The organism is Streptomyces luteireticuli, assembly GCF_041519305.1.
Lineage (GTDB): Bacteria > Actinomycetota > Actinomycetes > Streptomycetales > Streptomycetaceae > Streptomyces > Streptomyces luteireticuli.
In genome coordinates, this window is record NZ_CP167927.1 from 5637024 (window position 1) to 5649036 (window position 12013).

General features: G+C 73.5%; 12 protein-coding genes. 7 read left to right on the forward strand and 5 right to left on the reverse strand.

Annotated features, from left to right (window positions below; all coding sequences use genetic code 11):
* Positions 1-125 precede the first annotated feature (125 nt).
* Positions 126-560 (forward strand): lamin tail domain-containing protein, encoded by a 435-nt coding sequence (locus AB8735_RS25395; RefSeq protein ID WP_344024241.1) that lies wholly within the window; start codon positions 126-128, stop codon positions 558-560.
* Between the two features lie 19 nt (positions 561-579).
* On the opposite strand, the gene AB8735_RS25400 is transcribed toward AB8735_RS25395, so the two are convergent.
* Genes AB8735_RS25400 through AB8735_RS25410 form a run of 3 tightly spaced genes read right to left on the reverse strand, consistent with a single transcriptional unit; the run spans position 580 to position 2056 of the window.
* Complete coding sequence (locus AB8735_RS25400) at positions 580-738, reverse strand: hypothetical protein (protein WP_372409595.1); 159 nt, start codon at positions 736-738, stop codon at positions 580-582.
* Positions 735-1097 carry a GntR family transcriptional regulator gene (locus AB8735_RS25405; RefSeq protein ID WP_344024300.1) on the reverse strand — a complete coding sequence of 121 codons (363 nt, stop codon included), beginning with the start codon at positions 1095-1097 and terminating at the stop codon, positions 735-737. The genes AB8735_RS25400 and AB8735_RS25405 overlap by 4 nt, the downstream gene beginning before the upstream one ends.
* A 2-nt stretch (positions 1098-1099) precedes the next feature.
* Positions 1100-2056, reverse strand: a complete 957-nt coding sequence (locus tag AB8735_RS25410) for a hypothetical protein (protein WP_372409597.1) — start codon at positions 2054-2056, stop codon at positions 1100-1102.
* A 328-nt stretch (positions 2057-2384) separates the two neighbouring features.
* On the opposite strand from AB8735_RS25410, the gene AB8735_RS25415 reads away from it, so the two are divergent.
* Entirely contained in the window at positions 2385-5147 is a 2763-nt protein-coding gene (locus AB8735_RS25415) for a M4 family metallopeptidase (RefSeq protein ID WP_372409598.1), read from the forward strand.
* A gap of 81 nt (positions 5148-5228) precedes the next feature.
* Here the strand turns inward: AB8735_RS25415 and AB8735_RS25420 are convergent, their stop codons facing one another.
* Positions 5229-6050: a lysozyme gene (locus tag AB8735_RS25420; protein WP_372409599.1), complete on the reverse strand. Its 822-nt coding sequence runs from the start codon at positions 6048-6050 to the stop codon at positions 5229-5231.
* 141 nt (positions 6051-6191) lie between these two features.
* Between AB8735_RS25420 and AB8735_RS25425 the strand changes: the two genes are divergently transcribed.
* On the forward strand, positions 6192-6662 hold the full coding sequence (locus AB8735_RS25425; RefSeq protein WP_372409601.1) for a MarR family winged helix-turn-helix transcriptional regulator: 471 nt from the start codon (positions 6192-6194) through the stop codon (positions 6660-6662).
* Positions 6663-6891: 229 nt separating this feature from the next.
* On the opposite strand, the gene AB8735_RS25430 is transcribed toward AB8735_RS25425, so the two are convergent.
* Complete coding sequence (locus AB8735_RS25430) at positions 6892-7665, reverse strand: hypothetical protein (protein WP_372409603.1); 774 nt, start codon at positions 7663-7665, stop codon at positions 6892-6894.
* Positions 7666-7991: 326 nt separating this feature from the next.
* Here AB8735_RS25430 and AB8735_RS25435 point away from each other — a divergent pair, with 326 nt between their 5' ends.
* The 4 genes from AB8735_RS25435 to AB8735_RS25450 are packed head-to-tail and all read left to right on the forward strand — an operon-like array spanning position 7992 to position 12001.
* Entirely contained in the window at positions 7992-10502 is a 2511-nt protein-coding gene (locus AB8735_RS25435) for a nitrate- and nitrite sensing domain-containing protein (RefSeq protein WP_372409604.1), read from the forward strand.
* 35 nt (positions 10503-10537) lie between these two features.
* The gene (locus AB8735_RS25440) at positions 10538-11026 is read left to right on the forward strand and encodes a roadblock/LC7 domain-containing protein (protein ID WP_372411913.1); all 489 of its coding nucleotides are present in this window, start codon (positions 10538-10540) and stop codon (positions 11024-11026) included.
* Positions 11023-11376 (forward strand): DUF742 domain-containing protein, encoded by a 354-nt coding sequence (locus AB8735_RS25445; RefSeq protein WP_372409605.1) that lies wholly within the window; start codon positions 11023-11025, stop codon positions 11374-11376. The genes AB8735_RS25440 and AB8735_RS25445 overlap by 4 nt, the downstream gene beginning before the upstream one ends.
* Before the next feature lie 4 nt (positions 11377-11380).
* The gene (locus tag AB8735_RS25450; protein WP_372411914.1) at positions 11381-12001 is read left to right on the forward strand and encodes an ATP/GTP-binding protein; all 621 of its coding nucleotides are present in this window, start codon (positions 11381-11383) and stop codon (positions 11999-12001) included.
* Positions 12002-12013 lie beyond the last annotated feature (12 nt).

Genomic DNA, 12013 nt, shown 5'->3' on the forward strand with positions numbered 1-12013 from the left:
CCGAGTCCGTCACATGGGGATCGATTCCGGGCACGGGACGGTTGCTTCTGCGGCAGAGTGATCGGGCCCGGTGGTCCGCCGGGCCGTACAGGGCGCGTCCCGCGCGCCGGAGAGCAGAGGTTCCCTTGTCCCGAGTCATAGCCCGCCTCGCCACCGCCGCCGCCTGCGGTGTCGCGCTCGCCTCCGTGGCCGTGCCCGCCTCCGCGGCCCCGAAGAACCCCGTGGTGTTCGGCAAGATCCAGTACGACAGCCCGGGCAAGGACGACCGTTCCCAGAAGAGCCTCAACGCCGAGTGGGTGACGATCACCAACACCGGCAAGAAGGCGGTGGAGCTCAACCGTTGGACGCTGAGCGACACTTCGCGGCACGTCTACACGTTCGGCAAGGTCCGCCTCGCGCCGCACGCGTCGGTGCGCGTGCACACCGGCAAGGGGAAGGACACGGCCAAGGACGTGTACCAGAACCGGCGGGCGTACGTCTGGAACAACACCAAGGACAAGGCGACGCTGAAGGACGCGGGCGGGCGGACGGTCGCCACGGCGTCGTGGGGCCGTCGTTGACGGCTGTCGGTACTGGGGACTACTTGGCGTAGCTGCACTGCCTGGTGTACTCGGCTTCCTCGCAGGTCCCCGAGGCCGTCGCGCCGCCGCGGAAGCCGTCCCGGGGGAGGCGGCGACGAGTGGAGCGGCGGCGGCCGGAGCCGTGGCGGCGAGGGGAGTCCGGCTTCCGGGGCGTCATCGGTCTTCGGTCAGCGAGGCCCGTACCAGGGCCAGGACGTCCTCGTCGGACATCCCCAGCCCCCGCGCCTCCACCACCAGATCGCGCGCATGCGCCAGCAGGCGCGTACGCCCCGGGGTCGCGGACTGCGTCACCACCGCGCCCCGGCCGCGCCGCAGTTCGATCAGGCCCTCGTCGCGCAGCTGCTGGTAGCCGCGGAGCACCGTGTGCACATTGATGCCGAGGGACTCGGCGAGGCGGCCGGCGGCGGGGAGGCGCTCGCCGGGGTGCACCGTGCCGTCGCTGATCGCGCCCCGGACGCAGGCGGCGACCTGGTCGGCCAGCGGCAGTGGGGAGTTGGGGTCCACCCGGAACAGCATCATCAGCCCTTGGCGGTGCGCTCGCGGGCGGCCAGGGTGTTGAGCAGGGCCGCGGCCGTCGCCGCGTCGTCCACGGTGACGACGAACTCGCTGCCGGTGGTGAGGCGTACGGACAGGGCCTCGCCGGAGCGCAGGATCAGTCCGCTCGCCCCGGGGACGACGCGGTAGCCCCAGCCCCCGAACTCCCGCCAGGGGTTGACCTCGCGGCGGGACGCGTCCACCACCCGCTCCAGTGGAATGGTGACGCGGAGGCGGGGGAGGGAGACCGGGGCGATGGTGATGCCTCGCCGGTCCACGGTGACCCGGGCCTTGGTCAGGGCGGTCAACGGCAGCCCGATCGCGAGCGTCAGGACGACGGAGGTCAAGCCGACGGTCAGTCCGAGCACCACGGCCAGAGCGAGCGTGCCCGCGCCCGCCAGCGGCAGCACACGGGAGCCGACAGCGTGCGTCCACACGGCCGACTCACCGTCGGCCAGCGGGAGTTGCTCCACCGGCCCGGCGGGGCCGCGCCCCACAGTGTCCGGCGCGCCCTTGCCGGACAGCAGCCAGCCGGCCGCGCCCGTGACGGCCCCGGCGCCGAGGGCGGTGAGCAGCCGCCACACGGGCAGCCGGACATCCGCGGGGTCCGTGGCGTCCGCGTTGACGAGCAGCACCGACGTGAGCCCGTAGCCGACGATCCCGGCCACCGTGCAGCCGAGGACGGTCAGTCCGCGCTGCTGCGCCGGTGTCCCGCGGAGTGCCGACACGCCGCCGAGCAGGGCGCCGAGGCCGCCCAGTGTGCCGAGGGAGGCGGCGAGGAAGGAGCCGCGGCTGGAGTAGTCGTCCGCGCTGGTGCCGTCGAAGTGCGTCGCGAGGTGGTCGGGGAGCCGGTCCCCGAGATGGAGGTAGACCGCCAGGAAGGCCGCGGCGGCCAGCAGATACATGAGCAGAGTGACGAGTGCGCGGCGTATGCCGGACATGGCCCCACCTTCTGAACTTCTCCGAACCCTCTGAACTTCTCCGAGTTGTTTGCATAGTAGTAGAAGAATGCCCACCCGTCAGTACCCCGATGGGTCCCGCTCCACACCGCCCGGCCGAAAGTAACCCCCCGGCGCGAACCCGCCGTTGAGCGCCGAGCATCACTACCGCTTGCATTGCCCTGCCCAAAGGAGCCGGTCGTCGACCGGTCGTGGAGCATGCCAAAGGCATGCCCATGGGGCATGACGTGGAGGGGATACCTTGCGCAATCCCAGTGCACGTTCCAGAAGATCCGGAGCACGGAGCGGCATCACGGGTGCGGCGGCGCTGATGGGCGCCGCCGCACTCGTCGTATCGGCCGCCCCCGCGCACGCGGCGGATCCGGCCCCCGGCGCCGGTCCCGGCCAGGTGATACCGGGGCTGAGGACCGCAACTCCCGCGCTGGTGACCGGCATCCGGGAGCCCGTCAGGGCCGACGGCAGCGCGGCCGACGCCGCGCGCGGGCACCTGGCGGCCAAGGAGGGGCGGTACCGCATCGCCGACCCCGGCCGCGACCTCAAGCCCGTACAGACGGTGAACTCCGGTGCCACCGAGACCGTCCGCCTCCAGCAGAAGCACAAGGGCGTCGAGGTCCTCGGCGGCCAGTACGTCGTGCGCATGGAGCACAAGAACGGCAAGCGCGTCGTCACCGGCACCTCCGGCAAGTACTTCACCGGGCTGACCGCCGGCACCACCCCCGAGGTCGACGAGGAACTCGCCGTCGACCGCGCCGTCGAGGCCACCGCCACCGGCCTCCGCGCCCACAGACCCGGCGCCCGCGTCCAGGCCGACGACGCGGAGTACCCGCTCGCCGGCACCGCGCGCGGGCTGGTCGTCCTGCCCAAGGGACAAGGCGTCCTCACCCAGCACGTCACCGTGCACGGCACGGACCCGGCCACCAAGCAGCCGGTGCTGAACGAGGTGTACATCGACGCGAAGTCCGGCTACCCGGTGCTCCAGTACAGCGGCATCAAGACGTTCGGCGCGCCGAAGGCCGTCGCTGTGAGCGGCGACGGCAAGCAGGCGGAGCGGAGGTCCGCGAAGGCCGCCGACGCGCCCGCCGAGCAGCCCACCGTCAACGGCTCCGGCGCCCGGCTCGACGGCAGGAACGTCGACCTCCAGCTCTCCTACCAGGAGCAGCGCAAGCAATACGTCATGGTCGACCACTCGCGCATGCGCGACAGCAGCAAGAAGGACATCGCCACCTTCGACGGCCGCAAGCTGACCGTCGCCGACGTCTCCGGGAAGTGGCCCTGGGGCGTCGAGGTGTTCGGCTCGGAGACCCCCGCCTTCGGCAAGGAGGCGACCGAGGCCGGCGCGGTGGACGCGCACTGGGCCGCGGGCAAGGTCTACGACTACTACCGCACGCAGCACGGCCGCAACAGCCTCAACGGCCACGGCGGCGAGCTCAACTCCATCGTGGGCGTGACCTTCTACGGGATGCCGTACGTCAACGCCTTCTGGGACGGCACCAAGATGGTGTACGGCAACGGGGACCAGGAGTACCGGCCGATGTCCTCGGGCCTGGACGTGGTGGGGCACGAGATGACCCACGGCGTGGTCGAGAACTCCGCCAACCTCGTCTACGCGGGCCAGTCCGGGGCCATGAACGAGGCGATAGCCGACTACTTCGGCAACGCCATCAAGACCGACACCCTCGGCATCTCCATGGACAGCCCCGACTCCGGGCTGCTCGGCGACACGCTCTGCCGCACCAAGTCCCCGCGCGAGTGCGCGTTCCGCGACCTCAACGACGGGAGGACCACCTCCAAGTCCTTCCTCGGCGTCGCCTTCGGTACCGACAACGGCGGCGTCCACCTCAACTCCACGATCTTCTCCGGCGCGCTGTGGGACATCCGCAAGGACGTCGGCCGTTCGCTCGCCGACAAGGTCGTCTACAAGGCGCTCACCGAGTACATGACCCCGCTCGACGGCTTCACCGAGGGGCGCGCCGCGGTCCTCGCCGCGGCCAAGGACCTCAAGCTCGACGCCGGGCAACTGCGCGCGGTCGAGCGGGCGTTCAACGGCCACGGCATCGTCCCGGGCTGGGAGCTCGCCCTCGGCGTGGACTCCGACCAGCTCTTCGGCCGGGTCAACACCGACTCGACCCACCCCGGCGCGGGCGGCGGCTGGTGGGCCGCGTCCAAGTCCAACGACGACGGCACCGAGGCGTACTCGGTATGGGCCGGGCGCATCGACGGCTCGGGTTCGCCCAGGCTGATCAGCCCCAACGACGGCCGCTACCACGTCAATCCGGTCACCGACGGCAAGACCGTGGTCTGGGCGGCCTACAAGGCCCGCAACGTCGAGCTCCTCGCCCGGTCGCTCTCCGGCGGTCCCATCAAGACGCTGTACTCCAACCGGTACGGCTATGGGCCGGTGAGCGTCGAGGGGAAGACGATCGCCTTCGAGGTCAACGGCCGGCGCAGCACGCGTGTGGCGTATGTGAAGCTGGGCGAGACGGACACGGTCTTCGTCGACCCCGCCGGGGCCGGCCGCTTCGCCTCCACGAGCTATCCGTCGCTCAGCAACGGCCGGATCGCCTTCGTCGACGCGTACCGGGCAGGGGCCACCGCGCCGAAGCTGGCCGTCGAGGTCCTGGACGTCGCCACCGGCAAGCGGAACGTGGTGCAGGACGTGGATCCGGACCGGTACCTCGGGCGGACCGCCGTCACCTCCAAGTACGTGTACTGGCTGGACGGCAAGGAGTGGAACGCCCCGACCGCGGTGCGCCGGGCCAACCTGGACGGTACGGGGGTCGTCGACGTCAGCCCGGCCGAGGGCAGGGACGCGCTGACCGCCGTCTCGTTGTCGGCCTCCGAGGACGCGGTGACCGTCACGGCCCAGACGCCGTCCGCCGAGCCGCGCAACGAGAGCCTGGCCAAGATCTGGCAGTTCACGCCGGACGGCGGGCAGAAGGCGCGGGTCTCCTGCAACCGCGGTGAGCAGCTGGGCGGCGTGGCCGAGAGCGGCCGGCGGGTGGTGTGGCTGGACGCCACCACCGGCTACACCGACCTGGTCACGCGGCACCGCCCGGCGGGCAACTGCGGCTGATCCCCTCCGTGTTGTGACCGTGCCCCCGGCGCCGACGGGCCGGGGGCACGGTCGTGTCCGTCATCCGTCATCCGTCATCCGTCATCCGTCGGCCAGTGCCTGGAGGCGGGACATCGAGCCGTTGAAGCGGTTGTGGTCGCCGACGGTCGGGCCGGTGTCGGTGTACTGCCAGAACGTGTGGAAGCCCCAGCCGTTGGGGAGTGTCCCGGGCGAGGAGCCGTACCGCGGGATCCACAGCGGGTTCACCGAGCCGAACGAGCCGTTGTCGCCGGTGCACTGCCGCCACCAGGCGGTGGCGGTGTAGATGACCGCGTCGCGGCCGGTGCGGGCCCGGTAGGTGGCGAAGAAGTCCTTCGTCCAGGAGACGAGGGAGCTCGCGCTCATCCCGTAACAGGTGCCGCCGTAGGGGTTGTACTCCATGTCCAGCACGCCCGGCAGGGTCTTCCCGTCGCCGGACCAGCCGCCGCCGTGGTCCACGAAGTAGTTGGCCTGCGCGGCGCCGGAGGAGTGGTCGGGCAGGGCGAAGTGGTACGCGCCGCGGATCATGCCGGCGTCGTAGGAGCCGTCGTACTGCTGGGCGAAGTAGGGGTTGGTGTAGCCGGTGCCCTCGGTGGCCTTGGTGTAGGCGAAGCGGACGCCGGAGTCCCACAGGGTGCCCCAGGGGACGTTGCCGTTGTGGCTGCTGACGTCCACGCCCTCCACGGACGCGGCCACGGGCGGCGGGAAATTGGGGCTGCGGCCGCCCTCGTGGGCGCGGACGGTCGAGCCCAGCCAGTCGCGCTCGGGGTGGGCCGGGCGGGGCGGGGCGAAGCCGGACGCCCGGGCGGTGCCGGGGAGGGCGAGGAGCAGGGCGAGGAGGGCGAGTAGGGCGATCGCGGCGGTTCGGGGTCTGGATCTGGGCATGCTGCCGCCTCCGGATTCCCGTGGGGATTTCCCGTGGGGTGGTGTGTCCATGTCATACCCGGATGGCGGTGCTGTAGCTGGTCCGAACCTGCGAAATACTGTCGGGGCCTTCAGACCCCTGCCGAGCCGGAGAGGGCCACCGTGCACCAGACCGCCGCCACACCGCCGCCAGCCGACGGCGGGGACCAGTCGTTCCTCGCCCTGGAGCGCGAGCTGTCCGTGTTCCTGCGCCGTGCGCGGGCCACCTCCGGCGAGATGGCGCGCGAGGTCCACCCCGAGCTGGAGCCGGCGGCGTACGGACTCCTCGTCCTCCTCGCCGACACGGGCCGCCAGCGGGCGACGGACCTCGCGTCGTACATCGGCGTCGGCAAGGCGACGATGAGCCGGCAGCTGCGGGCGCTGGACGAGCTCGGACTCGTGACCCGCACCCCGGATCCGGCGGACGGACGGGCGTCGCTCGTCGAACTGACGGAGGAGGGCCGGGCCCGTTTCGTACGTGTGCGGGAGGCGAGGCGGGGCGAGTACGTGCGGCGGCTGGAGGGATGGGACCGGGGGGAGATCGGGGAGCTGGCGCGGCTGTTGCATCAGCTGAATGTGAGTCTTGGGGGGTAGAGAGCCCCTGGCCCGCCCTTTCACCGTTTCTTTGCGCTCCGCGCGGGGTGCAACGCGGCTGCGCCGCGTTCGTCCTCAAACGCCGGACGGGCTGGATCGGCGCGCCATTTCAGCCCGTCCGGCGCTTGAGGACTTCGCCCGAAGGGCGAATGGGGGTCCGGGGGTCTCCCCCGGAAGAAACGGTGAAAGGGCGGGGTGGGGGACAAATCCGCCGCGAACGCGGCGGCTGCTACAACTCCACGTACACCGCCGACGCGTCGTCATGCGCCTTCCCCCGTCGGAACGCCGCACACTGCGGATCCGCCAGCTCCGCCGCCCGCACCCGGTCGATCAGGGCCGAGGGCCCGGACTTCGCGAGAAGGCCAAGGCACTGCGCCCAGTCACCGGCACGGAACACCTCCACCCACCGCGACGCCCCGTCGCTCAGCGCCGCCAACGCCCGCACCTCGGCCCGCGGCAGCACACCCGTGACCGCCCGCGAGACCACCGCCGGATCCGCCGCGGCCGTGAAGAACCCACCCTCCGCGTTGCGTTGGGCGTCGGTGACCGGCCCGCGCGCGGCGAGTCGTGCGATGCGGTCGTCCAGGACGGCGGTGACGGCCCCGTCCGCGGCCTCGACCAGGAGCACGGAGTCGGACAGCACCAGATGCTCCACCCGCGTACCGTCCCAGCGGGCCAGGACGACCGTGGCCTGCGGGGTGCGGCGGTGCGCGAGGTCGCACCCGTCGCCGTGGGCGGCCGCGGTGCGGACGATCGCCTCCGCCAGGCACGCGCGCAGGCTCATCTCCCGCCGGGCGGCGCACAGTTCCACGAGTGCGCCGCCCAGACGCGCCGTGAACCAGGCGACCGAGTGCACGCAGCCGTCGTCGCCGTCCGGCGGCGGGGTCACCCCGTCCAGCAGGACCAGCGCGCCGCCCCGCCCCGAGGAGGGCAGGACGGCGGAGACGAAGTCCTCGTTCGGCCGGGACGGGTCGCCCGGCAGCCCGGCCAGTTCGATGCGCATGGGGCCAGTGTGCCCGAGCCGCCGCACGAGCCGTGATTTCCACGGAGGTTGGCGCGCATCCTTCCGGCGTGCCGGGCGGTTTATCAGGTGGCGGTTGCCGGGGGAGGGAACGACACCGACGATCACGGCAACTTCCGGGACGGAACCCCACTCCTTCGAGTGGGCGGGCCGGTGACGGCCGCATGCCCCGCTGCCGTGCTGACAAGGTCCACTTCAGCGCCAGGGGGTGGACGGACGGGACCGACGAGACCACACAGAGCGGAATGTGAGCACCGGTGCGGAAGAAGCGGCTTCGGGGCGGACAGAGAGAGCAGCAGACCACGGGCGTGCCCGAGCGCACCGCGCGCGCCCGCAACCGGCTGGCCCTCTCCGTCGTGCTCGCCTCCCTGGCGGTCCTGGGGGCGGGGGCCCTGGGCGTGGCCGACGCGTCGCGGGACGCCGGTGACTCCGGCCGGCTGGTCCCGCTGGCCGGGGCGGCCGACGACGCGGTGCGCCTCGCCCACTCCCTGGCCGACGAGCGGGACGCGACGACGGTGTACGTGGCGGGCGGGCGCGGCGGCGTGCCCGGCGCGCTCACCGCGCGGCGGGCCGCGGTGGACCGCAGGCTGGGCGCCTTCCTGACGGCCCGTTCGTCCCGCACGGCCCTGCCCGCCGGGGTGCGCGAGCGGCTGGAGGAACTGACCCGGCAGCGGCGCACGGTGCTGACCGGCAACGCCGACGCGCTCACCGTCTTCCGCCAGTACACCGCCACCGTGCAGGCCCTGCACGGCGTCGCCGGCACCCTGGCGGCCCGGCTCCCGGCCCGGGCCGGGACGGGGGACGCGGAGGCCGTGGCCCTGCTCGGGCGCGTCGCCGAGGAGGCGTCCGCCACCCGCGGCCTGCTCCTCGCCTCCTTCGCTGCCCGCGGCGACCGGCCCGCCCTCGCCGCCGCCGCGCAGCAGACCGACACCCGGGAGCGCGCCGCCCTCGCCGACTTCGCCCAACTCGCCCCGGCCAAGGCCAGGGACGCCTACGCCCGGGCGGTGGGGACCCCCGGGGCCACCGCGGCGGAGAGCAGGCTGACCGCCCTGTTCGCCGGCCCGCAGCCGCCCTCGGCCACCCCGGCGGAGGCCGAGGCGCTGCGCACGGCGCTGACCCTCCGGCTGGAGAGGACGCGCGGCGTCGAGTCCGACCTCGCCGCCGCCGAGGCCGCCCACCTGGGGCGCGTGCACGACCGGGACGTCACCGCGCTGCGCACCCGGGCCGCCCTCGTCGGCGTGTGCTTCCTCGTCGCCCTGCTGGCCGGGGTGCGCTCCACCCGCTCCGTGACCCGGCCGCTGGCCGCCCTGCGGCTCGGCGCCCGCCGGGTCTGCGCCGACCCGGCGGCCCGCGAGCCGGTGTCCGTCAAGGGCCGCGACGACGAGTTCGCCGAGATCGCCCGGTCGGTCAACGTGCTGCACGGCACGGTCGTGCGGCAGCGCGAGCGTGTCGACCTGCTGGAGGGCGAGCGGGCCCGGCTGGACGGCGCCCGCCAGGACCTGGCCGCGGAGCGGGACGCCCTGCGCGAGCGCGACCGGCAGCGCGAGGCCGAGGCCGTCCGGAACGCCGGGCGGGCGCACAGCACCTGCGCCAGCCTGTCGCTGCGCACCCTGGGCCTCGTCGAGCGGCAGCTGACCGTCATCGAGGCCATGGAGGCCCACGAGGCGGACCCGGACCGGCTGGACGTCCTCTTCAAGCTCGACCACCTGGCCACGCGGATGCGCCGGCACAGCGAGAACCTGCTGGTCCTCGCCGGTTCCGAGCACGCCGGCGGGCACGCGGGGGCGGTGCCGCTGCTGGACGTGCTGCGCGCCTCCGTCAGCGAGATCGAGCGCTACGAGCGGGTGCGCATCCAGTCGCTGCCCGCCCGCGCCCAGCTCGCCGGCTTCGCCTCGGACGACGTCAGCCACCTGGCGGCCGAACTCCTGGAGAACGCCACGGCGTTCTCCCCGCCGGACGTCCCGGTGCAGGTTTCCGGCTGGCTCCTGGAGAACGGCGATGTGATGCTCTCCATCCAGGACGAGGGCATCGGCATGGCCCCCGACCGCCTGGAGGAGATCAACTCCCTGCTGGCGCAGGGCGATCCGGAGCCGCCGGGCGCCGTGCTCCCGGGCCACGCGGACGAGCCCGTGATGGGCCTCGGCCTGTACGTCGTCGCCCGGCTCGCCGCCCGGCACGGGGTCCGCGTCCAGCTGCGCGAGCAGCGGCCCGGCGGCATCACGGCCGTCGTGGTGCTGCCCGCCCGGCTGCTGCCCGCGGCCCCCCCGGCCGTCACCGACCCGCAGGCCGCGCCGCCGGTCCCGGGCACCTCGACCGCGCCTCCCGTCCACCTCCCGGGCGCGGCGGCCGAGGCCAACTCCCATCAGCTTCCCGGACGTTCGCGGCGCATGGCGGGCTTCTCCCCGCAGCCCGTGGCGTCCGGCCCGCCGGACGAGGCGACCATCCAGCTGATCGTCCCGCCCGGGGTGCGTCCGGCGGTGCCGGAGCAGCGCCCCGCCGGGTCCGGTCCGCAGGCGGCCGTCGGCCGGCACGCCCGGCCGCCGGCCCCGGAGCCCCCGCCGGCCCACGGTGCGGGCGGCACCACCGGCAACGGCCTGCCCAAGCGCACCCCCCGCACCGTGCCGCAGCCGCCGCCGGTGCAGCGGATGCGCCGGGGCGTGGACGCCGAGGCGCTGCGCGCCAAGCTCGCCGGCTTCCAGCAGGGGGCCCGGGAGGGACGGCGCGACGTGGCGCAGGAACTCGCCGGGCAGCGGGACAGTGATCGGCGCCGCCCCGGGGCGCCGGACCAGGGCGGCGATGTCGAGGAGGCACGCGGTTGACTGCATTTTCCGGAGGGGCGACCCCCGTCACCCCCATCGACACCGGCCCGCACGGCGGCGCCGGGTACGGGCTGAGCCACGAGGCCCGCAACCTGCACTGGCTGCTGACCGACGTGGTCGAGGAGGTGCCCGGCGTCCGGTCGGTCGCCGTCGTCTCCTCCGACGGTCTGCTGCTGCTCTCCTCCGACCCGGAGGGGCAGCGCGTCGGCGGGAGCCTGGCGGAGGGCCCCCGGCATTCCACGGCCGACCTGGCCACCATCGTCGCCGGCCTGGGCAGTCTGACCACCGGGGCCGCGGCGCTGATGGACGGCGGCACCGTCAAGCAGACGATGGTGGCCATGGAGGAGGGCAGCCTCTTCGTGATGACCATCAGCGACGGCTCGCTGCTCGGCGTCCACACCGCCCCCGACTGCGACATGAGCGTCGTCGCCTACCACATGGCGCTCTTCGTCGGCCGGGCCGGGCATGTGCTCACCCCCGAACTCCGCAGGGAGCTGCGGCAGTCGGTGGAGGCCGTACGGTGAGCGGCGCACGCACCGCGGCGCGGGTGCGGCCGTACTCGTTCACCGGCGGACGCGCCCCCTGCGGACACGTCCTCCAGCTGGAGACGTTCGTCCAGACGCCGCCCGGCGGCGAGGCGGACGCGGCGGGCCGGGGGCTTCCCGAGATCGGTGCGATCGTCGGCCTGTGCCGGAAGCTGCGCTCCGTCGCCGAGGTCTCCGCGCTGCTCAAGATGCCGCTGGGCGTGGTCCGGGTCCTCCTCGGCGACCTGGCCGACCAGGGAAGAATCCGCGTCTACGGCCCCGGTCACGGCACCGGCCGGCCCGACCGCGCGCTGCTCGAAAGGGTGCAGTGTGGACTTCGCAGGATCTGACACCATAGCGGGACCGGAACGGGGCCGGGAGAAGCCGGAGCAGCCGGAGCGGCAGCCGCCCGGCCGGACCCGGGCCCCCGCCGCCACGAAGATCGTCGTCGCGGGCGGCTTCGGGGTCGGCAAGACGACGTTCGTCGGCTCGGTCTCGGAGATCACCCCGCTGCGCACGGAGGCCGTGATGACGGTCGCCGGCGAGGAGGTGGACGACTCCGTCGCCGTCCCGGAGAAGGACACCACCACCGTCGCCATGGACTTCGGCCGGATCACCCTCGAACCGGACCTGGTCCTCTACCTGTTCGGCACCCCGGGCCAGAAGCGCTTCTGGTTCATGTGGGACGACCTGGTGCGCGGGGCCATCGGCGCGGTCGTCCTGTGCGACACCCGACGGCTGGAGGACTGCTTCCCGGCCCTCGACTACTTCGAGAGCAGCGGCCTGCCGTACATCGTCGCCGTCAACCACTTCGAGGGCACGCCCCGTTACGAGACGGAGGCGGTGCGCGAGGCGCTGTCCCTGGCCACCGGCGTACCGGTGCTGATCATGGACGCCCGGAAGCGGATCACGGTCGTGGAGTCCCTGCTGACCCTCGTCGGCCGGGCCCTCGACATCACCCCCGAACCGCGCTGAGCGGGGGCGGGA

Coding starts and splice junctions, on each gene's coding strand:
- AB8735_RS25420 (WP_372409599.1), bottom strand. CDS start 6,050: ATGCCCAGATCCAGACCCCGAACCGCCGCGATCGCCCTACTCGCCCTC.
- AB8735_RS25410 (WP_372409597.1), bottom strand. CDS start 2,056: ATGTCCGGCATACGCCGCGCACTCGTCACTCTGCTCATGTATCTGCTG.
- AB8735_RS25415 (WP_372409598.1), top strand. CDS start 2,385: ATGGGCGCCGCCGCACTCGTCGTATCGGCCGCCCCCGCGCACGCGGCG.
- AB8735_RS25430 (WP_372409603.1), bottom strand. CDS start 7,665: ATGCGCATCGAACTGGCCGGGCTGCCGGGCGACCCGTCCCGGCCGAAC.
- AB8735_RS25400 (WP_372409595.1), bottom strand. CDS start 738: ATGACGCCCCGGAAGCCGGACTCCCCTCGCCGCCACGGCTCCGGCCGC.
- AB8735_RS25405 (WP_344024300.1), bottom strand. CDS start 1,097: ATGCTGTTCCGGGTGGACCCCAACTCCCCACTGCCGCTGGCCGACCAG.